This window comes from Agromyces sp. GQ35, assembly GCF_059758475.1.
Genome location: NZ_JCAXEO010000001.1, coordinates 1,071,809 through 1,090,621, shown reverse-complemented (window position 1 = coordinate 1,090,621; position 18,813 = coordinate 1,071,809). Strand labels below are relative to the sequence as shown.

Sequence of the window (18,813 nt, the reverse complement as noted above, 5' to 3'; positions counted from 1 at the left end):
TCGCATCGAGCGGCACCAGCATGAGAAGGAGTCCCGATGGCATCCGAATCGGTGGGTGGCACCCAGACCGTCGAACGGGCGATGTCCCTGCTCGCGTGCTTCACCGAAGAGGCCGGCGAACTCCGCGTCTCCGAGCTCTGCGCCCTCACCGGCCTCGGCCAGTCGACGGTCTCCCGCATGATGTCGGCACTCGACCGCATGACGTTCGTCGTGCAAGACGACCGCACGGGCCTGTACCGGCTCGGGCCGGCCGCCGTCTCCCTCGGCACCATCGCACTGAACGGTTCGCCGATCTTCCGCGCATCCCGCCAGATCGCGCAGAACCTCGCGCACCGACTCGGCATCGGTGTCAACGTCGCGGAACTCAGCGGATTCACGCTCACCTACCTCTGCAACTTCGAGGGCGCGCTGGCCCCCAAGTCGTTCGCGATGGCCGGCCGCACCGGCCCGCTGCACGCCACCGGCCTCGGCAAGGCGCTGTTGTCGGGCATGCCCGCGACGCGCGTCGACGAGTACTTCGCGAACAGCCCCCAACGATTCACCCCGCACACGATCGTCGATCGCGGCGCGATGCAGCTCGCCCTCGATGAGACCCGCAGCCGTGGCTATGCGACCGAGATCGAGGAGCTCGCCTTCGGGCGCGCGTGCATCGCAGCCCCCATTCGCAATCGAGCCGGCGAGATCGTCGCCGGGCTCTCGGCGAGCGGCCCGCTCTCGGTGCTCGACCTGCAGGCGCCGCATCAAGAGCTCGCCCTGCAGGTGATCGAGGCTGCCGACGAGATCTCCGTCGCCCTCGGCTACAGCCCGTCCCACTCCGCGACGGCATTCGCGGCCATCTGACCCCCACGCCGCGGCATCCGTCGACGGCTTCTCGTTCACTCACGTCACCGGAGACCCCTGTGAGAATCGCGCGCGTCCAGACCTTTCCCCTCTTCCTGTCGAAGGAGGATGCCGACAACTCCTACGCGGGCGAGTCGGCGGTCGAGCACCGCGGCTACATGATCCGGCCGCCGTGGCGGAGCCTCTACTCCCCCGGCTACGAGACGCTCATCGTGAAGATCGAGACCGACGACGGACTGGTCGGATGGGGCGAGGGGCTCGCCCCCGTCGCGCCCGAGGTCGCCGCCGCGATCGTCGACCACCTGCTCACCCCGCTCATCCTCGGCGAGGACCCGCGCTCGGTGCGCACCCTCTGGCACCGGATGTCGGAATCGATGCGTGAGCGCGGGCACCTCACGGGGCACCAGGCCGATGCGATGGCCGCGGTCGACATCGCCCTCTGGGACCTCTGGGGCAAGGCGACCGGCCTCTCGGTGTCGGAGCTCGCTGGCGGGCGCTTCGCCGAAGTGCTGCCGACGTACGTGTCGGGGGTCCGCGGCGCCGACGACGCGGAGATCGCCGAGGGGGCCGCAGTGCTCGTCGAAGCGGGCGTGCGCCGGTTCAAGATGCACCTCGGCACCGACCTCCGCACCGACCTCGCGACCTTCGACGCCGTCCGCGCCGTGCATCCCGACCTCGAGGTCGCGCTCGACGCGCACTGGAGCTACCGCCTCGGCGAGGCGAAGGCCCTCGGACGCGAACTCGACGAACGCCACGCCTGGTTCTTCGAGGCGCCGCTCGCCCCCGAAGACGTCGAGGGCCACCGCGACCTCGCCGCTGCGATCGACACTCCCGTTGCGGTGGGCGAGGCCATGCGCAGCCGATTCGAGTTCACCGACTGGCTCACGCGCCGTGCCGTAGGTCTCACCCAGCCCGACATCGGGCGCACGGGCATCACCGAGGGGCTCGCGATCGCGGCGGTCGCCGACGCGTTCCACGTGCAGGTCGCGCCGCACCACTCGGCCGCATTCGGCATCGCCATGGCGGCCGGCGTGCACGTCGCCGCGAGTTCGGCATCGCTGCTCGCGTTCGAGTACCAGCCGCTCACGCTCCCCGTCGCGAACCGCATCCTCACGACGCCGCTCGAGGTGCGGCCCGACGGCGGCTTCGTCGTGCCGACGGGCCCAGGTCTGGGCGTGAGCGTCGACGAGGCCGTCGTGCGGGAGTTCGTGCGCGGCTGACCGCGCTCGGCCGAACGATCGGCCCGCGCCGTAGGCCGAAAGAAGTTCACGAGATCTCGGCATGAACACTCGGCCAGCGGCCGTGTGCGGGATTGCGTGGCGCGCGCCATCCGCCGCATCCATGCACCTCCCGGCACGCGATTCGTGCGCCCGACGCACGAAACCTGACACTTCTTTGCGAATCAACGGCAGTATGTGAAACTTTCCTGTGGCCCACCGGTGACCCGGCGCGGCCGAGCCGAAAGGGACATCCGGATGCACCGCAACGAACCCGCCCGCGGGACGAACCTCGACCCGACCGCCGCCGACGGACCGCGCGTCCCGGCCACGCGCATGCACTCGACCTCCGACGAGACGTCCCACCTCGTCGACCTCGTGCTCGCCTATTCGCGCCGCCGCATCCTGAGCGACGACACCCCGCTCGACAAGCCCGTCTCCGAGGCCGAGCTGCGCCGCCTCGCCGGCCGCACGATCGACGAAGACGGAATCGGCGCGGCCCGAGCGCTCGCCCTCTTCGAACACGTGCTCGCCCCGGCGTGCATCACGACCGACCACCCGCAGTACCTCTCCTTCATTCCGACAGCGCCGACGAAAGCAGCGACGGCGTTCGACCTCGTGGTCTCGGCGAGCGCACTCTACGGCGGTTCCTGGCTCGAGGGTGCGGGCGCCGTCTACGCCGAGAACGAGGTGTTGTCGTGGCTCGGCAGCGAGTTCGGCCTGCCGTCGACCTCTGGCGGCGTCTTCGTACAGGGCGGCACGCTCGGCAACCTGTCGGCGCTCGTCGCGGCACGCGAGCACGCGCGCCACCAGCTCGCCGGCGACGACGCGGATGCCACGGTGCCGGCTCCGCCCGGTGGCCGATGGAAGATCGTGTGCAGCGCCGAGGCCCACTCCTCCATCGCCTCTGCCGCCCGAGTCATGGACGTCGACGTGGTGCCGGTCACCCCGGCCGGCGACGGCGTGCTGCGGGGTGAAGAGGTTCGGGCCGCACTCGAGACGCACGGGGCATCCGTCTTCGCCGTCGTCGCGACCGCCGGATCGACCAACTTCGGCATCGTCGACGACCTCGCCTCGATCGCCGAACTCAAGCGCGAATTCGACTTCTGGTTCCATGTCGACGGGGCGTATGGTCTCGCCGGCATGCTCTCACCGCTCGCGCGGCACCGCTTCGCCGGGGTCGAGCACGCCGACTCCGTGATCGTCGACCCGCACAAGTGGCTCTTCGCGCCGTTCGATGCCTGCGCGCTGATCTACCGCGACCCCGAGCGGGGGCGTCGGGCACACACGCAGCACGCCGAGTACCTCGACACGCTCACCGAGGGCGGCGACTGGAGCCCGTCGGATTACGCGGCGCACCTCACCCGACGAGCCCGCGGCCTGCCGTTCTGGTTCTCGCTCGCGACCTACGGCGGCGCGGCGTACCGCGAGGCGATCTCGAATTCGATCGCGCTCGCGGAGCGCATCGCCGACGAGATCGCGTCGCGCGAGGGGTTCACGCTCGTGCGTTCGCCGCAGCTCTCGGTCGTGGTGTTCGAACGCGACGGCTGGTCGAAGTCCGACTACGACACCTGGTCGGCTCGGCTGCTCGACGAACAGCGCGCCTTCGTCACGCCGAGCTCGCACGCCGGCCGGCCGAACACGCGATTCGCGATCGTCAACCCGAACACGACGTTCGAGCACCTCGTCGCGATCCTCGACACGATGTAGCCGCCGGTCGAGCCGGCCGCCCCACCCCGCTGGTCGAGTACGCGCGCCAGCGCCGTATCGAGACCCGACGCGTGGTCTCGATACGCTCGCCGGCGCTCGCTACTCGGCCGACGAAACAGATCATTGAACTTTTCGGTTCAGTGTCCTACACTGAACCACATGGTTCAGCAACAGTTCGCATCGCCGGCGTACCTCGACCGGGCGTTCGCCGCCCTCGCCGACGAGACGCGACGCGACATCCTCACCCGGCTCGGCTCCGGCCCCGCCACGATCACCGAGCTCGCCGAACCGAGCGGCATGACCCTCACCGGCATCCGCAAGCACGTCGACGTGCTCGAGTCCGCAGGTCTCGTCACGACCGAGAAGGTCGGCCGAGTACGCCAGGTCAGCCTCGGCACCGAGCGATTGGACGACGCCATGGCATGGATCACCTTCTATCAACGGCTCTGGGCCCGTCGCCTCGACGGCCTCGACGCCTACTTCACCCTCTCGAAAGGAACGGAATCATGAGCGACACCGACATCAACGAAACGATCGGAATGAAGGTCCAGCGCCAACTGCCGGCCTCGCCGGAAGACGTCTTCGACGCCTACACTGACGCCGAGAAGCAGAAGATCTGGTACTCGATCCTCGACGAGGAGCCCGGCGTGGTCGAGATCGAGGTCGACCTCCGGGTGGGTGGCACGCAAACCGCGGTCTGGGGTCCCAACCGCGACTTGCTCTTCCGCGAGGTGCAGACCTTCCTCGAGATCGATCGGCCGCACCGCCTGGTCACCGAGTCGAGCGGCAGCGAACCCGACGGAAACACGATGACGACGCACATCGTCGTGACCTTCGAGGCGAACGACGGCGGCACCCTCATGACCGTCGAGCAGACCGGCTTCCCGACGCCCGAGGTGCGCGACTTCTTCCAGAACGAGGTCATGAACGGTGCGTTCGACCGCATCGAGGCCTACCTGACGCGCGGCTGAAGCCCGGCCGGGCGCAGCTGGAACCCGGCCGGCCGGTCAGACGCCGGCCGACGCGATATGCGGCGCGAGCGCGCTCGTCGGGGCGACCTCGGCGAGCGCGGCGGCGCCGTCGACCGGGTGCGCTTCGCCGAGCCGGATGTCGGCCGCCGGCAGCACCCGGCGCACGGCCGAGACGAACTCGCGCCCGAGCACTTCGCCCGCGAAGAGCCCGCCGACGCCGCGCACGCGTGAGGCGGTCGTGTGGAGCTCACCGACACGGCGCAGTCCGGCGATCGCGGATGCCGCGAGCTCACGCGCCCCTTCGGCGATGATCTGCTCGGCGACTGCGTCGCCGGCGGCGGCCGCCTCGGCGACCGCACGGGCGTACGACGCGACGCGCTGCACCCGCTCGGGGTCGGCCTGCAGCTCGATGTACGCCCCCTCGAGATCGGGGAAGTCGGCGCGCACGACCTCGGTCAGCACGGTCGGGTCGCCGCGGCCGTCGTGGGCGCGCATGACGGCGTCGAGGCCGGCCCGTCCGAGCCAGTACCCGCTGCCGGCGTCGCCCATGATGTAGCCCCAGCCGTCCACCCGGGCGATATCGGAGACACCGGCGGCGAGGGTGACGACGCCCGTGCCCGCCGCGACGACCACGCCGCGCTCGTCGCCGAGTGCGCCGAGATACGCGGTGATGGAGTCGTGGGCGAGGTGCACGCTGCGGGCACCGAGCGGCGCCGCGGCGGCGAGCAGGTAGCCCGCATCGGATTCGTCGTCGGTGAGCCCCGAGACGCCGAGCCCGACCCGTTCGGCGGTGCGGCCGGCCTCGTGCGCCTGCTCGATGATGCGCGCGAGTTGCGGCAGCAGCGGCAGGTCGGTTCGGATGCCGGGGGCCGACCACTCACCGATGCCCGCGGCATCCGAGTGCCTGACCTTGATGCCCGACTGGCCCGCATCGATCGCGAGCGTGCTCGTCACCGTCACGGCGCGGTCTCGGGGGCGGGAGCCGCCGCGGTCTCGGCGAGCAGCAGCTCGGTCTGCACCCGACGCCACCTCGCCGACGCATTCAATGCCCTCGCCGCAGCGATGAGCAGCACACTGAGGCAGACGAGTGCGGTGAGCAGCGCGAGAGCGAACAGCACCCACACGCCGCCGTACAGCCAGGAGAAGTTGAAGGCGTCGTACAACATGCCTCGACCGTAGCGGGGATCGTTGCCGCGCGCGGCAACGCGGACGAGTGCTGCTCGAACCTCAGGGCGCCACCGGCACCGGCGACGAGAGGTCGTCGATGATGCGGTCGATCTCGGTGAGGGCGTAGCGGGCGAGCACCCGCTGCGCGACATCCGCTGGGCTGCCCTGCTCTTCTTCGAGGTCGCCGATGACGATGATGTTCTCGTCGTTCAGGGTGTTCGCGGGTGCCGTGTAGTTGAAGCTGCCGACGATGAGGAGCCGCTCGTCGATGACCATGAGTTTGTGGTGGAGCTTGCGCACCCCGGTGTTGCGCTTGTTGGTGAAGAGCTCGACGTCGCCTCTGCCGAGGTCGCTCGTCGCCGCCCACTTCGCCGCGCCCTGGCCGCGGTCGAGCACGCCGCGGATGCGCGGCACGAGCGGCCGCAGGCGGATCATCGTGTCGTCGATTCCGGATGACTGGGCGAACGTGAACATCGCGAAGTCGATGCTCCCGCGGGCCTTCAGCATCTGCTTCATGATCTCCATCTCCGGACCGTGCCGCGGGGCGAAGAGCGGCTTCACCCGCACTTCGGGCAGGTCGAACTCCTTCGGTCTCGGCTCGACGCGCTCGTGCAGGTCTCCGAAGGTGCCGGAGCGCATGCGCTCGAACTCGCGCAGGTACTCGGTCGCGGCGTGCTGGCCGTGCAGCACGACGACGTGGTTGAGGTTCTGCCCGGCGTCGATTCCGGATGCCTCGTTCTTGCCGGTGTCGGTGAGGGTGAAGTTGGTCGAGCCCGTCAGCACCGCGGCCGTCGGCTTGCCCGAATCGCGCACGATGAACTTCTGGTGGAAGATCTTCGGGTTCAGGTCGCTGACGACGTCGACCCGCGCCTTCAGCAGTGCGCCCTGGATGATGCGGTTCTCCTCGTGCGCACCGGTGACGCCCCACGGATCCTCGAGCGCCTTCTCCTCGGTCAGGTAGTCGCCCTCGAGGATGACCCGCACCCGCACGCCGCGGATCTTGGCCGCGAGGATCGCCTTGGCGATCGGCCGCGAGTCGATCTCCTGCACGGCGATCGCGAGGCTGTGCTTCGCCCCGTCGATGAAGTCGCGGATGGCCTGGTCGAGGTCGTCGGGCCCGCCGACCGCGGTCGGCCCCATGTACAACTCGACTCCGCCGATGGTGACCGGCATGGCGCACCTCTTTCATGAGTGTTCCTCAACTCAAGCGTGACCCCGCTCGCCGCGCCGGTCATCAGTGCCCGCCCGGAGCCCGCCGCGCGCACCGCTACGCTGGCGAACCATGAATGCGCCCATCGTCATCTCCGGTCCCGCCGCCTGGAACCGCATCGTCTACCTCGAGCACCTGCCCGAGCCCGTGCCGCACATGCAGTTCGCGCTCGATGACTACGAGACGATCGGCGGCACCTCCGCCGGCAAGGCGCTGGGTCTCGCGGGCCTGGGGCGCGCGGTGCTGCTGCACACGCTGATCGCCGACGATGGCGAGGGCCGGCGCGTGCGTGGTGCGCTCGAGGCCTCCGGGGTCGAACTCGCAGCGCTGACCGCGTCGCGCACCGAGAGCCACCTGAACCTCATGACCCGCGCTGGCGAGCGGGTCTCGCTCTACCTCTCTTCTCCGTCCGACCCCGGCACGCCGCCGTCGGCCGAGCTGACGCAGGCGATGACGGATGCCCCGGCGATCGTGCTCGACCTCTCCGAGCGTTCGCGCGCACTCATCGGGGCGGCGCGCGCTGCCGGCCGGCCGATCTGGACCGACATCCACGACTACGACGGCACCGCCGAGTTCCACCGACCCTTCATCGAGGCCGCCGACTGGATCTTCATGAACGCCGACCGCATCAGCGACGACCCGCTGCCGTTCATGCACGAGTGCGTGCGCGGCGGGGCATCCGTCGTGGTCTGCACCCTCGGCGAGCGCGGGGCGATCGCCGTGAGCGCCGGCGACGACGAGCGGATGCTGCGCACCCGCGTTGCCGCGGAACCCGTCGACGTGCTCGACACCAACGGGGCCGGCGACGCGTTCATGGCGGGAGTGCTCGACGCGCACCTCGCCGGCTCTTCCCTCGAAGATGCGCTCGCGGCCGGCGCCCGGCACGCCGCGACCGTGCTCACGACGAAGCACTTGCACCCGGTGCTCGACGCTGTGCTCAGGTAGCGTCGGCGGGCGCCGGCGCAGGTGCGGGCGCGACATGCGCGGTGTACCGTGTGCGTCGACAGCTGAGCCGAGCGGATGCCGCGGCGTGAACGATTCGGGGAGGAATCGGCAATGGTCCTGATGCACCAGCGCAGCGGTGGCGCGGAAGACGACATCGACTGGCACGAGTCGATCGAGGGCGAGTCGATCGGCTCAGAGGTCTCGCTCATCCTGACGTACAACGCGAACGATGGCTCCGGGCCGCGGTTGCATCAGCACCCCTACACCGAGACCTTCGTGATCAGGCACGGGCGGGCGTTGTTCACGGTCGGCGACGAACGGCTCGAGGCCGTGGGCGGGCAGGTGCTCGTGGTGCCCGCGCTGACGCCGCACAAGTTCGTCGTCATCGGGCCGGAGGCGATGATCTCCACCCACATTCACGCGAGCCCGACGTTCATCACCGAGTGGCTCGAGTAGGGGTACCGCGGGTCAGGCCGCGAGCATGCGCTCGGCACGCGCGAGGTTCGCGATGAGCTCGTCGCGGTTCTGCACCGAGACGTACGCCGGCTGGTCGCGCTCGACGCGCCAGCTCTCGGCGAGCGAGCCGACGGTCACGGCGTCGAAGCCGAAGTCATCGTAGAGCCCCATCATGAGCGCGGCGGCATCGTCGAAATCGCTCGCCGTGGCGAGCGCGCGGCGACCCGGTGTGCCGGCGGGCGACCCGTCGGTGAGGATCGAAGCGGCCGTGATGTGATTGAACCCCTTCGCGATCCGCGACTCGGGCAGGTGCGCCTGCAGCAGCCCCGACACGGTTGCCCGACCGGAATCGAGCTCGTCGATGTGGCCGTCGCGCTCCCAGTAGTAGTTGTTCGTGTCGATCACGATCTTGCCCGCGAGTGGAGCAACGGGAACGTCGCGGTAGGCCGCGAACGGCACCGTCACGACGACGAACTCTCCGGCTGCCGCCGCCTCGGCGGGCGTGCCGGCCGTCGCGTTCGGGCCGAGTTCGGCGACGAGGTCGGCGAGCGTCTCGGGCCCGCGCGAGTTGCTGATCGTCACTCGGTGACCGAGTTTCACGAGTCCGCGGGCGACCGCGCCTCCGATGTGTCCGGCGCCGATGAGTCCGATGTGAGTAGGTGCGATGTTCGTCATGCTTGGGCCAACGCCATCGACGCGCGATTCGATCCCGGTTCTCGGCATCTGCACAGATGTGCACGCCGGGCCCGCAGCACCTACGCCGGCTCGACGTTCGTGTTGTCGCGGAACAGGTTGCCCGGGTCGACCCGGCGCTTGATCGCACGCAGCCGTTCGAGCGTCGCGGGCGGGTAGGCCGCGGCGACCGCATCCGCTCCCTGCTCCGTCTCGAAGCTCACGTAGGCGCCCGAGACATGCGGCGCGATCAGCTCGTTCCACTTCTCGCTCGTCTGGTTCCGGCTCGAGCCGAAGGCGACGACCGAGAACTCGGCCGCGCGGTGTGCGAACGCCGTGGCATCCGTCGGCACATCGTGCACCGCGCCACCGACCGCGCGCAGCTGGAAGAAGTAGCTCGCCCCACTCGCTAGGAATCGGGCGGCATCGCGCGCGAACTCGGGAGAGATGCGCCCGATCACGCCGGTGCGCGCGGTCGGCTCCCCCTCGGCGCCGTGGCTGCCATCGGCGGCGTTCGCCATGATCGACGCGTAACTCGTCAGCCGCACATCCTGGGCGACGAGCGGTGCCGCTTCGGCGAGCGGCTGCAGCCGCGAAACCACCGTCTCGGGGTCGTCGGAGTCGATGACCGCCATCACCTGCGCGACCGGCGCTTCGCCCGGCCTGGCACCGCCCATGATGAGGAAGCTCGTGACGTCTCGCGGCGAGTCGACGACCCAGTCGCCCCACGCCAGCAGGAACCCGGCGGTGTCGCTCGCGTCGAACCCGAGCTGCGCGAAGCCGAGCTGGCCGACCTCGTCGACCTCGAACTCGAACGCCGTCACCACGCCCACGTTCGCCCCTGCGCCGCGCACGGCCCAGAAGAGATCCGGATGCTCCGCGGCATCCGCACGCACCATGCTGCCGTTCGCCAGCACGACCTCGGCGGCGCGCACGTGGTCGATCGTCAGGCCGTGCTCGCGCACGAGCCAGCCGATGCCGCCCGCGGTCGCGAGCCCGCCGACCCCGACGCCGCCGTAGTCGCCCGACGAGAGCGCCCAACCGTGCGGTGAAAGGAACGCGGCCACCTCCTGCCAGCGTGCACCGGCCTCCACGCGCACGAGTCGACGTGACTCGTCGAGCACCTCCATCGCGTTCATGCGCGAGAGATCGATGACGATGCCGCCGTCGTTCGTCGATCGACCGCTGATGCCGTGGCCGCCGCTGCGCACGCCGAGCGGCACGTCGGGGTGCGCACGCGCGAAGCCGATCGCGTCGGCCACCTGCGCGGCATCGGCCGGTCGCAGCACGAGCCCCGGCGCACCGCCGCGCAGGTAGGTCGACTTCACCCGCACGTAGCCCGCGTCGCCCGGCTCGATCGCATCGCCGGCCAGCGACGCCGGTACCGCGTCGTAGTCGATGCCGTCGCGGCGCTTCGCCCGCACGGTGGAACTGCGCACGGCGCTGTTCCCGGATCCCGTCGCGGTCCCGCCCGCGGCCGGCACGACACGGTCGGCGGATGCCGCGACGTCCGTCACTCGAAGCTCGCGTGCGACCGCCTCGCGCAGCGCGGGCGCCACCTCCTCGGCGAAGTGCTGGATCGCGCTCGGGTCGTCGCCGGCGAGGATGAAGGTGCCCGCGCCGTCGTCCACGACGTACGGCAGCAACTGCTCGACCCACTGTGCTGCCGGCCCGTCGAGGAACCCGCCGCCGGCTCCGGCGGAGAATCGCCCGCCGATGTTCACGATGCGCCGGATCTCCCGAGGGTCGCGGCCGGCCCCGAGGGCTGCATCATCGATGATCGTGTTCGACTCGGCGAATTGGCCGGGCTTCATGTAGCCGAGCGAGGGCAGCCAGCCGTCGCCCTTGCGGCCGGTGAGGCGCAGCATCCTCGGCTTGTAGGCGCCGATCCAGATGGGGATGTTGTGCGCCGGCGCCGGCCCTCGCTTCGCTCCGCTGACGCGGTAGTAGTCGCCGTCGACCTCGAAGCGGGCGCGATCGCCTTGATCCCAGACGCCGCGGATGATGTCGATGGCCTCGGAGAGCGCATCGACCGCCTGCCCCGGAGTGAGCCGGCGTCCGCCCATCGCCTCGATCGCGTCCCAGAAGCCGCCGGAGCCGAGGCCGAGTTCGAAGCGTCCGCCCGAGAGCAGGTCGAGACTCGCAGCCGCTCGGGCCAGCACGGCCGGCGGACGCAACGGCAGATTCGTCACGTTCGCCGCGAGATGGATGCGCTCGGTGCGCGCGGCGACCCAGGTGAGCAGCGTCTGCGTGTCGTGGAACGCCGGCTGGTACGGGTGGTCCTGGAAGGTGACGAGGTCGTAGCCCGATGCCTCGCTGAGCTCGGCCAGGCGCACGGCCTGCTGCGGGGGGTCGTTCTTCGGCGTGATGAAGGTGCCGAACTGCAGCTCGTGGCCGTAGTGCATCGTGCTCCGATCGCTCAGGGCGCCCGCTGGACGCGGCGCCACGATTCCATCGTGCTGTACGGATGCCGCATCCGCATAAGAGGGGTAAGCTACTTACTTATGGTAAGCCGCAAACCGGAATCCCATCGCGACACGACAGATGCCGCCGTCACCGACCTCGATGAGCGCCGCGCACGCCTGCACGAACTCGGGCACATCGACGAGGCCGCGTGCCGGCGCTTCCAGGGCACCGTCGAGTTCGCGGGCCGCAAGTGGAACGCCGCCATCCTGCTGGCCGGGGTGCGCGGAGCCCGTCGATTCTCCGAGTATCGGGGCGCCGTCACGGGCATCTCCGACCGGCTCCTCGCCGCGCGGCTCAAAGAACTCGAAGACGAAGGCGTGCTCGAGCGTCACGTGCGCGCGACCACTCCCGTGACGATCACCTACAACCCGAGCGCGGCCGGCCTGCAGTTGATCGAGCTGTTGCAGCCGCTCGTCGAGTGGGGCCACACGCACGGTGAGGGGCAACGCACGAACGCGTCACCCCGCGGCGACCGGGGCGGAGAACTCCGCGGGTCGGCTTCGGGGTGACGCGATCGTGTGTGGCGCCGGTGGGCGCTGCGCTGGGAGCTACTTGGACTCGGAGGCGGCGGGCGCCTCGTCGTCGGCAGCTGCGTGAGTCGACTCGGGCGCAGCAGCGGTGTCGTCCGCGGAGGGAGCTGCGACGACCGGCGCTGACGCCTCGGTGACGACCGGGCGATCCGCCGTCACGACGGGCGCATCGTCGAGGTCGTCGCCCTCGTCGAATGCCGCGTCATCGAAGTCGACGGGCGCCGCGACATCCGCCGCCTTCGCACGGGCCGCCACGACGGCGAGCGCGTGCACGGCGAGCGCGATGACCACGGCGAGTGCGCCGGCGGCGAGCAACAGGCCGGCGATCGTCGTCGACGACTGCGCGGTGAGCAGGCCCTCGACGTCTTGCGAGCCAGCAGTGTAGAGCTCGATCTGCTTGGCGGTCGAGGAGGCCAGGAGCCAGTAGCCCCCGCCGATCAGGGCCACTGCCGCGACCCAGAGCAGGATCAGCGGCACGTTGACCTTGGAGCTGGCGGATGTGTTCACGGTCATGACGTCCTTCGTATTCGGGATCGGCCGGTTTCGACCTCTGGGCACGCTACGAGGCGAGCCTATGCGTGTCCTATGAGCGCGGGTGGCATCGCCTCCGAGGCGGCCTCAGATGGCACGGTGGTCGACGAACTCCATGCGTGGTCCGCGTCGCGGACGCCCGCGCACCCCGGCCGCGCCGAGCAGGCGAACCACCCGGTACCTGTGGCCGCGCCACGGCTCGAGCGTTGCGAGCATCTCGTCGTCGGTCATGTCGCGCCCGGCCAGCGCGTGGCCGACGTAGTTCGACAGGTGGTAGTCGCCGACCGAGAGGGCGTCGGCATCGCCGAGGGCGCGCTGGGCGACCTCGGCCACGCTCCAGGGGCCGATGCCGGGCATCAGGGTGAGGCGAGCCGCGGCGTCCGCGGGGGTCATCGTGACGACGGCCTCGAGCTTGGCCGCGTACCCCGCGGCGTTCTGCAGTGCACGAGCTCGCTTGGGGTCGACACCCGCGCGATGCCACTCCCAGCTGGGGATCGAGCGCCAGGTCTCGGGCGAGGGCACCACCCGCATCGGCCGCGGCGTCGGCCCCGGCGCCACGGTGCCGAAGCGGGTCAGCAGGCGCCGCCACGAGTCGTGCGCCTGCAGCGTGATGACCTTCTGCTCGAGAATCGTCGCGGCGAGCGCTTCGAAGACCTGCGCCGTGCGCGGAATGCGGAGGCCCGGGTTCCGGCGGTGGGCGTCGTCGAGCACGGGCAGGAGCGGGTCGAACCCGGCCGGGTCGTCGCCCTCGCCGAGCAGCTCGGGCGCTTGCGCGACCGCAGCGCCGGCACCGGGGCCCCAGGCCTCGCAGCGCAGCTGCTCCGCCGAGAGCTGGGTCAACCGCAGGGTCGCATCACCCTCGACCGTGCGCGTCGCCCGCCAGATCGCCCCTGCGGAGTCGGCGCGGAATGACGGGTCGCCACCACCACGACGGAGCGAGCCGAGCGTCTGCCGCAGATCGGTCGGATGCCGCGGCCGCCAGTCGAGGGCGTGATCGGCGATCATCGCTCCAGTGTGCACGACGCTCCTGACAACCGGGCCTCAGCCGACGGATGCCTCGTGCTCCGCTGCCGGCCGGTCGATGACCGGCGGCGAAACGCTCGGCGCAGCGCTCGTCCGGCCGGTCGGCTCAGCATCGACATCCCCACCGGCCGGCGCCGACCGACGTGCAGCCGGCAGCTCGACGAGGAAGGTCGTACCCGCATCGCTCGAGTGCACGGCCACGGTGCCGTCGTGCGCTTCGACGATCGAGCGCACGATCGCCAGGCCGAGCCCGGTGCCGCCGTTGCCGCGCCCGCGAGACGGGTCGCCGCGCACGAAGCGCTCGAACAGGATCGGGACGAGATCGGCGTCGATGCCGGGCCCGGTATCGGCGACCCGCACCTGCACCGCTCCGGCCGAGGTGCCTGCGGCGCCGTGCATCGTCGGAAGACCCACGGTCACGGTGATGGTCGTGCCCTCGGGCGTGTGCACACCGGCGTTGCCGAGCAGGTTGCTCATCATCTGGTGCAGGCGCTCGGGATCGCCGTTGATCGTCACCGCAGCATCTGGCACGAGCGCGATCCACTCGTGGTCGCGGTACGCCGCCTGTGCGTCGCTCACCGCCGCGGTGACGAGGTCGGCCAGGTCGATCTCGTCGTGCTGCATGTCCTGGCCTTCGTCGAGTCGCGCGAGCAGCAGCAGCTCGGAGACGAGCGAGCTCATGCGGTTCGCCTCGGACTCGATGCGGGAGAGCGCGAACTCTGTCGTCTCGGGCAATTGCGCGCTGTCTTGCCGGGTCAGTTCGGCGTAGCCGCGAATCGCCGCGAGCGGTGTTCGCAGCTCGTGGCTCGCGTCGGTGATGAACCGCCGCATCCGCCGGTCGGTGGCCGACCGCACCCGCAGGGCGTCGTCGACGTGACGCAGCAGCAACTCGAGCGCGTGACCGACCCGGCCGACCTCGGTGCGCCCGTCGACGTCACGCGCGTCGAGCCGGATGGGCACCGAGACCTCGCCCGAATCGAGGGAGACGTCGGTGACGGCGGATGCCGCGGCCGCCACTCGGGAGAGCGGCCGCAACGCCGCCCGAACCAGCAGGGCGACGCCCACGACCGCGGTGAGGATCGCGAGCATCGCAAGGGCCAGGTTGACGATCGTGTGCGCGACGACGGTCTGCTCCGCCGCCGCGGCGCTCACGGCGACGAACAGCAGTGAATCGTCGCGATCGGTGGCGACCGTCGCACGGTAGGCGCCGAACTCGGTGAGATGCAGGCCGACGGGTTCCAGTCCGTCGGTCGTCGGAGCGTCGGGGTTCAAGCCGGCAGACAGTCGAGCAGCCGCCGACTCGATCTCGTCGACTGTCGCCGCGTCGAGCGGTACGCCTCCGGCATCGGTGAACCTCGCGGCATCCGCGATCTCGCCGTCGATGGTCATCGCGATGATGGTGCCCGGTGCGTGCCCGACGAAGTCGACGAGCTCCTTGCCGAATCCCTTCGGCGACTCGGCATCTCCCGATCGGTCCGCGTTGTTGCGGCTCTTGTGCACGGAGTATTCGAATCCCGACATCGACGCCGCGACCTGCCCGTCGACCATCGAGTCCACGGTGGCGCGCAACGCGATGTCGCTGAAGATGCTGACGGTGAGGAGGATCGCGGCCAGGAGTGCGGCGACCCCGGCCACGATCTTCGTGCGCAACGTCATCGGCCTGCGCATCCGGTCGCCGAGCGCGCTCATGCCGGCGACCTGAGCATGTACCCGACCCCGCGCACGGTGTGGATGAGCGGGGTGCGATCTCGATCGATCTTGCGTCGCAGGTAGGAGATGTAGAGGTCGACGATGCTCGCCTTGCCGGCGAAGTCGTAGTGCCACACGTTCTCGAGGATCTGCGCCCGGCTCAGCACGTGGTTCGGGTTTCGCATGAGGTAGCGCAGCAGTTCGAACTCCGTCGTGGTCAGGGCGATCGGCTCATCGCCGCGAGAGGTCTCGTAGCTGCGCTCGTCGAGCACGAGGTCGCCGACCTGCAGCCGCAGGCCCTCGGTCGGTGCGTGCACGATGCGGCGGAGCAGCCCGCGCAACCGGGCGACGAGCTCCTCGAGGCTGAACGGCTTCGTCATGTAGTCGTCGCCGCCCGCGGTGAGGCCGATGATGCGGTCGTCGACCGAGTCGCGGGCGGTGAGGAAGAGGGTCGGCGCCGCTGAGCCCGACTCACGCAGGCGTCGGAGCACCGTGATGCCGTCGATGTCGGGCAGCATGATGTCGAGCACGACGACGTCGGGTCGCGCGGCACTGACGAGTTCGAGGGCGTCGTGGCCGGTGTGCGCGACATCGACGATCCACCCCTCGTAGGCGAGTGCGAGACTCACGAGCCGGGTGAGCGTGACCTCGTCGTCGACGAACAGCACGCGGATCGGTGCACCGTCGGGCCGGGTGATCCGCGGCAACTGCGCGAGCATCGCACGACGGCGAGGCGAGCCGTCGACGGGCAGCTGGGAAGGCGAGATCACGCTCAATTATCGACTCGACACTGCACGATGCCGTCGGAATCGCACCAGTTCATAGCGAGCTCACATGATCGCATGCCGCGGTCAATTCTCGGCTCTCTAACGTCGGGCCATATGACGCGCGCTCTCGCTCCCGCCCTCGTCGGCAGTTCGACCCGCCGTTCCGGCGACCGGGCACTGCACGCCCTGACCCGAGCTCTCGGCCGGCTGCGACTCGCCGCGCCGCGCCGACCCCGTTGGCTGCGAGGTCCGCGCCTCGACACTCCGGTCGTCGCGCCGACACTGCAGACCGACCGGCTGCTGCTCCGCCCGCATCGCATGACGGATGCCGCGGCGTGGTACGCCCTCCAATGCGAGCCGACGGTGCTCGAGTTCCTGCCCTGGCCCGAGCGCAGTCGCCGTCAGTCCGCGCGGCACCTCGCGCATCGCACCCGGCATACCCGGCTGCTGCAGCGGGACGACTTCCTCGCCCTCGGCGTCGAGCGCGACGGCATCCTCATCGGCGACGTCTCGCTGCACCTGCGCGATGTCGGTGCCGGGGAGCGCTCGGCGGAGATCGGCTGGATCCTCGCGCCTGCCTGGGAGGGGCACGGCTATGCGACGGAGGCGTCGACTGCGATGCTCGACCTCGCGTTCGGGCGACTCGGCGCGAAATGGGTGACCGCGGTGGTCGACGCCGGCAATGCTCGATCGATCGCCCTCGCGGAGCGGCTCGGTTTCCTGCCGGTGGGCGACGACGGTTCCGATCGGGTGCTGCGACTCGGCGCGGAGCGGTTCCGCCGCGCGGGGAACTGACGGCTCGAGGCGAGTGCCGCGTCAGCGCGGGGCGAACGCCGCGTGGAAGAGCGCCCACGCCCGCCGGGCGACCGGCTGCCGATCGGCCTCGTCCGTACGCGAGAGCACGTCGGAGAGCATGGTGATCGCGAGCAGCACGTCGGCGACCTCGACGTGGTCGCCGAGTCGACCGGCGGCGCGTTCACGGGCGAGCATCGTCTCGGCGATGCGGGCGATCCGGTCCTGCAGGTGGGTGACTCGGTCGTCGTGGCGGTGGCGCCAGATCAAGTCGATCAGCGCCGTCGAGACCATGGCTTGCTCGATGATCGCGTCGAGCAGGTCGTCGAGGGTCGCCCCTTCGCGCGCCACCGATGACTCGAGCTCGTCGATGTTCTCGTCGAACACGGCCACGCCGAGGGCGAGCCGATCGGGGAAGTGACGGTAGAGGCTGCCCTGCCCGACCCCGGCCTTCTTCGCGATCGCGTTGAACGGCGCCTGCAGTCCGTCGACGGCGAACACCCGCCGTGCAGCATCGATGATCGCGCGCCGATTCTCGGGGCCGGCACTCGGGCCGCGATTGGCCTTGCGGGCCTCGGAAGTTCCCTCCCCACGTTCAGGCACGAGTGCTACCTTACTACCGGACAATCGTGTCCGGTAGTAGGTGAGCGCAGCATCGCAGCAGCAGAAAGAGCAGGAATCCCGACATGAGCACCACGAAGCCCCTCACGGGTGACGACTCCATCAAGACCTGGCTCGAGCACCCGGTCGGCGGCCCGATCCTCCGCGACCTGCTCGCGCAGGCCGGCCAGGACGCCGATGTGATGCGGCCTGTGCAGCGCCTCGCCATCAAGCGCCTCATCAAACTCAGCAAGGGCCAGTTCAGCCAGGAGACGGTCGACCAGCTCGTCGCGCGCGCGGCCGCCGGTGACGTGCCGGCCGGGGCTTCGGCGATGACGGATGCCGCGGGCACCACCGACGCCGCAGCATCCGACGCCACCCCGGCCGCTCCCGCCACTCCCGCCATGGCGGCGCCCGAGTGGGTCGAGCGCCTCGACCGGGGACGCTTCACGGGCAAGACGATCATCGTCACGGGAGCCGGATCGGGCATCGGTCGAGCCACGGCGTCGCGAATCGCCCGCGAGGGTGGCCGGGTCATCGCCGTCGACGTCTCCCAGGAGCGCCTCGACGAGTTCGCCGCCGAGCACGCCGGCGCGCAGATCACGACCCTCGTCGCCGACATCACCGACGACGCCAAGGTCGCCGAGATCGTCGCCGCCGCTGGAGACCGCATCGACGGGCTCGCGAACATCGCCGGCATCATGGACGACATGACGCCCATCGGCGAGCTCACCGACGCAGTATGGAAGCGCGTCTTCTCGGTCAACGTCGACGGCACCATGAAGCTCATGCGCGCCGTGGTGCCCGTGATGGTCGCCCGCGGCACGGGATCGATCGTGAACACCGCCTCGGAGGCGGCCCTGCGTGGATCGGCCGCGGGCGTCGCGTACACGGCGTCGAAGCACGCGGTCGTCGGCCTCACGAAGTCGACGGCCTTCATGTACGGCCCGAGCGGGCTGCGCGTCAACGCGGTCGCACCGGGCCCGACCATCACGAACATCGAGGCGAAGTTCGCGTCCCCGCTCGGCGCCGAGCGCGTGCAGCTGGCGATGACGCTCCTGCCGGATGCCGCAGAGGCCGAGGCCCTCGCGGCATCTCTCACCTTCTTGCTCAGCGACGATGGCGTGAACGTCAACGGCATCGTGCTCGCAAGCGACGGCGGCTGGTCGGCGGCCTGATCGAGACGGGCCGGCCGAAGACGCCCGACCGGCCCGTCCGCCACTCGCA

General features: G+C 70.3%; 20 protein-coding genes. 10 read left to right on the top strand and 10 right to left on the bottom strand.

The window, feature by feature from the left end; genetic code table 11:
• Window positions 1-36: 36 nt before the first annotated feature.
• The 5 genes from AC6CH0_RS05140 to AC6CH0_RS05120 all read left to right on the top strand — a co-directional run bounded on the left by AC6CH0_RS05140 (window position 37) and on the right by AC6CH0_RS05120 (window position 4,738).
• Window positions 37-840, top strand: coding sequence for an IclR family transcriptional regulator (locus AC6CH0_RS05140; RefSeq protein WP_498098692.1), 804 nt, complete (start codon window positions 37-39; stop codon window positions 838-840).
• A gap of 59 nt (window positions 841-899) precedes the next feature.
• Entirely contained in the window at window positions 900-2,060 is a 1,161-nt protein-coding gene (locus AC6CH0_RS05135; protein ID WP_498098691.1) for a mandelate racemase/muconate lactonizing enzyme family protein, read from the top strand.
• Window positions 2,061-2,393: 333 nt separating this feature from the next.
• Complete coding sequence (locus AC6CH0_RS05130; protein ID WP_498101038.1) at window positions 2,394-3,767, top strand: pyridoxal phosphate-dependent decarboxylase family protein; 1,374 nt, start codon at window positions 2,394-2,396, stop codon at window positions 3,765-3,767.
• 159 nt (window positions 3,768-3,926) lie between these two features.
• The gene (locus tag AC6CH0_RS05125) at window positions 3,927-4,277 is read left to right on the top strand and encodes an ArsR/SmtB family transcription factor (RefSeq protein WP_498098690.1); all 351 of its coding nucleotides are present in this window, start codon (window positions 3,927-3,929) and stop codon (window positions 4,275-4,277) included.
• Window positions 4,274-4,738: an SRPBCC family protein gene (locus AC6CH0_RS05120; protein WP_498098689.1), complete on the top strand. Its 465-nt coding sequence runs from the start codon at window positions 4,274-4,276 to the stop codon at window positions 4,736-4,738. The genes AC6CH0_RS05125 and AC6CH0_RS05120 overlap by 4 nt, the downstream gene beginning before the upstream one ends.
• A gap of 36 nt (window positions 4,739-4,774) precedes the next feature.
• Here AC6CH0_RS05120 and AC6CH0_RS05115 read toward each other — a convergent pair whose 3' ends face one another.
• From AC6CH0_RS05115 to AC6CH0_RS05105, 3 genes are all read right to left on the bottom strand, one after another.
• Window positions 4,775-5,698, bottom strand: a complete 924-nt coding sequence (locus AC6CH0_RS05115) for a BadF/BadG/BcrA/BcrD ATPase family protein (protein WP_498098688.1) — start codon at window positions 5,696-5,698, stop codon at window positions 4,775-4,777.
• The gene (locus AC6CH0_RS05110; RefSeq protein ID WP_498098687.1) at window positions 5,695-5,904 is read right to left on the bottom strand and encodes a hypothetical protein; all 210 of its coding nucleotides are present in this window, start codon (window positions 5,902-5,904) and stop codon (window positions 5,695-5,697) included. Before AC6CH0_RS05110 ends, AC6CH0_RS05115 begins: the two co-directional genes overlap by 4 nt.
• Window positions 5,905-5,965: 61 nt before the next feature.
• Complete coding sequence (locus AC6CH0_RS05105; RefSeq protein ID WP_498098686.1) at window positions 5,966-7,078, bottom strand: phospholipase D-like domain-containing protein; 1,113 nt, start codon at window positions 7,076-7,078, stop codon at window positions 5,966-5,968.
• A 109-nt stretch (window positions 7,079-7,187) separates the two neighbouring features.
• On the opposite strand from AC6CH0_RS05105, the gene AC6CH0_RS05100 reads away from it, so the two are divergent.
• Window positions 7,188-8,060, top strand: coding sequence for a carbohydrate kinase family protein (locus tag AC6CH0_RS05100; protein ID WP_498098685.1), 873 nt, complete (start codon window positions 7,188-7,190; stop codon window positions 8,058-8,060).
• A gap of 111 nt (window positions 8,061-8,171) precedes the next feature.
• The gene (locus tag AC6CH0_RS05095; RefSeq protein WP_498098684.1) at window positions 8,172-8,516 is read left to right on the top strand and encodes a cupin domain-containing protein; all 345 of its coding nucleotides are present in this window, start codon (window positions 8,172-8,174) and stop codon (window positions 8,514-8,516) included.
• Window positions 8,517-8,528: 12 nt separating this feature from the next.
• Here the strand turns inward: AC6CH0_RS05095 and AC6CH0_RS05090 are convergent, their stop codons facing one another.
• Window positions 8,529-9,191, bottom strand: coding sequence for an NADPH-dependent F420 reductase (locus tag AC6CH0_RS05090; RefSeq protein WP_498098682.1), 663 nt, complete (start codon window positions 9,189-9,191; stop codon window positions 8,529-8,531).
• A gap of 80 nt (window positions 9,192-9,271) precedes the next feature.
• On the bottom strand, window positions 9,272-11,635 hold the full coding sequence (locus AC6CH0_RS05085) for an LLM class flavin-dependent oxidoreductase (RefSeq protein ID WP_498098681.1): 2,364 nt from the start codon (window positions 11,633-11,635) through the stop codon (window positions 9,272-9,274).
• A 57-nt stretch (window positions 11,636-11,692) separates the two neighbouring features.
• Between AC6CH0_RS05085 and AC6CH0_RS05080 the strand changes: the two genes are divergently transcribed.
• Entirely contained in the window at window positions 11,693-12,163 is a 471-nt protein-coding gene (locus AC6CH0_RS05080; RefSeq protein WP_498098680.1) for a winged helix-turn-helix transcriptional regulator, read from the top strand.
• A gap of 39 nt (window positions 12,164-12,202) precedes the next feature.
• Here the strand turns inward: AC6CH0_RS05080 and AC6CH0_RS05075 are convergent, their stop codons facing one another.
• From AC6CH0_RS05075 to AC6CH0_RS05060, 4 genes are all read right to left on the bottom strand, one after another.
• Window positions 12,203-12,697 (bottom strand): hypothetical protein, encoded by a 495-nt coding sequence (locus AC6CH0_RS05075; RefSeq protein WP_498098679.1) that lies wholly within the window; start codon window positions 12,695-12,697, stop codon window positions 12,203-12,205.
• A gap of 105 nt (window positions 12,698-12,802) precedes the next feature.
• Window positions 12,803-13,720 (bottom strand): DNA-3-methyladenine glycosylase family protein, encoded by a 918-nt coding sequence (locus tag AC6CH0_RS05070; protein ID WP_498098678.1) that lies wholly within the window; start codon window positions 13,718-13,720, stop codon window positions 12,803-12,805.
• 36 nt (window positions 13,721-13,756) lie between these two features.
• Window positions 13,757-15,394, bottom strand: a complete 1,638-nt coding sequence (locus AC6CH0_RS05065; RefSeq protein ID WP_498098677.1) for a sensor histidine kinase — start codon at window positions 15,392-15,394, stop codon at window positions 13,757-13,759.
• 29 nt (window positions 15,395-15,423) lie between these two features.
• A complete protein-coding gene (locus AC6CH0_RS05060; RefSeq protein WP_498101036.1) occupies window positions 15,424-16,146 on the bottom strand; it encodes a response regulator transcription factor in 723 nt (240 codons plus the stop codon).
• A gap of 162 nt (window positions 16,147-16,308) precedes the next feature.
• Here AC6CH0_RS05060 and AC6CH0_RS05055 point away from each other — a divergent pair, with 162 nt between their 5' ends.
• On the top strand, window positions 16,309-16,989 hold the full coding sequence (locus tag AC6CH0_RS05055) for a GNAT family N-acetyltransferase (protein ID WP_498098675.1): 681 nt from the start codon (window positions 16,309-16,311) through the stop codon (window positions 16,987-16,989).
• Between the two features lie 21 nt (window positions 16,990-17,010).
• Here AC6CH0_RS05055 and AC6CH0_RS05050 read toward each other — a convergent pair whose 3' ends face one another.
• Complete coding sequence (locus tag AC6CH0_RS05050; RefSeq protein ID WP_498098674.1) at window positions 17,011-17,589, bottom strand: TetR/AcrR family transcriptional regulator; 579 nt, start codon at window positions 17,587-17,589, stop codon at window positions 17,011-17,013.
• Between the two features lie 83 nt (window positions 17,590-17,672).
• On the opposite strand from AC6CH0_RS05050, the gene AC6CH0_RS05045 reads away from it, so the two are divergent.
• Window positions 17,673-18,764 carry an SDR family NAD(P)-dependent oxidoreductase gene (locus AC6CH0_RS05045; RefSeq protein WP_498098672.1) on the top strand — a complete coding sequence of 364 codons (1,092 nt, stop codon included), beginning with the start codon at window positions 17,673-17,675 and terminating at the stop codon, window positions 18,762-18,764.
• The last annotated feature ends 49 nt before the right edge of the window (window positions 18,765-18,813 follow it).

Bases quoted from the DNA above. Each gene is read 5' to 3' on its own strand.
- AC6CH0_RS05090 (WP_498098682.1), bottom strand. From the start codon at position 9,191: ATGACGAACATCGCACCTACTCACATCGGACTCATCGGCGCCGGACAC.
- AC6CH0_RS05070 (WP_498098678.1), bottom strand. From the start codon at position 13,720: ATGATCGCCGATCACGCCCTCGACTGGCGGCCGCGGCATCCGACCGAT.
- AC6CH0_RS05095 (WP_498098684.1), top strand. From the start codon at position 8,172: ATGGTCCTGATGCACCAGCGCAGCGGTGGCGCGGAAGACGACATCGAC.
- AC6CH0_RS05060 (WP_498101036.1), bottom strand. From the start codon at position 16,146: ATGCTCGCGCAGTTGCCGCGGATCACCCGGCCCGACGGTGCACCGATC.
- AC6CH0_RS05130 (WP_498101038.1), top strand. From the start codon at position 2,394: ATGCACTCGACCTCCGACGAGACGTCCCACCTCGTCGACCTCGTGCTC.
- AC6CH0_RS05055 (WP_498098675.1), top strand. From the start codon at position 16,309: ATGACGCGCGCTCTCGCTCCCGCCCTCGTCGGCAGTTCGACCCGCCGT.
- AC6CH0_RS05120 (WP_498098689.1), top strand. From the start codon at position 4,274: ATGAGCGACACCGACATCAACGAAACGATCGGAATGAAGGTCCAGCGC.
- AC6CH0_RS05100 (WP_498098685.1), top strand. From the start codon at position 7,188: ATGAATGCGCCCATCGTCATCTCCGGTCCCGCCGCCTGGAACCGCATC.
- AC6CH0_RS05080 (WP_498098680.1), top strand. From the start codon at position 11,693: ATGGTAAGCCGCAAACCGGAATCCCATCGCGACACGACAGATGCCGCC.
- AC6CH0_RS05075 (WP_498098679.1), bottom strand. From the start codon at position 12,697: ATGACCGTGAACACATCCGCCAGCTCCAAGGTCAACGTGCCGCTGATC.
- AC6CH0_RS05105 (WP_498098686.1), bottom strand. From the start codon at position 7,078: ATGCCGGTCACCATCGGCGGAGTCGAGTTGTACATGGGGCCGACCGCG.
- AC6CH0_RS05140 (WP_498098692.1), top strand. From the start codon at position 37: ATGGCATCCGAATCGGTGGGTGGCACCCAGACCGTCGAACGGGCGATG.
- AC6CH0_RS05045 (WP_498098672.1), top strand. From the start codon at position 17,673: ATGAGCACCACGAAGCCCCTCACGGGTGACGACTCCATCAAGACCTGG.
- AC6CH0_RS05110 (WP_498098687.1), bottom strand. From the start codon at position 5,904: ATGTTGTACGACGCCTTCAACTTCTCCTGGCTGTACGGCGGCGTGTGG.
- AC6CH0_RS05065 (WP_498098677.1), bottom strand. From the start codon at position 15,394: ATGACGTTGCGCACGAAGATCGTGGCCGGGGTCGCCGCACTCCTGGCC.
- AC6CH0_RS05125 (WP_498098690.1), top strand. From the start codon at position 3,927: ATGGTTCAGCAACAGTTCGCATCGCCGGCGTACCTCGACCGGGCGTTC.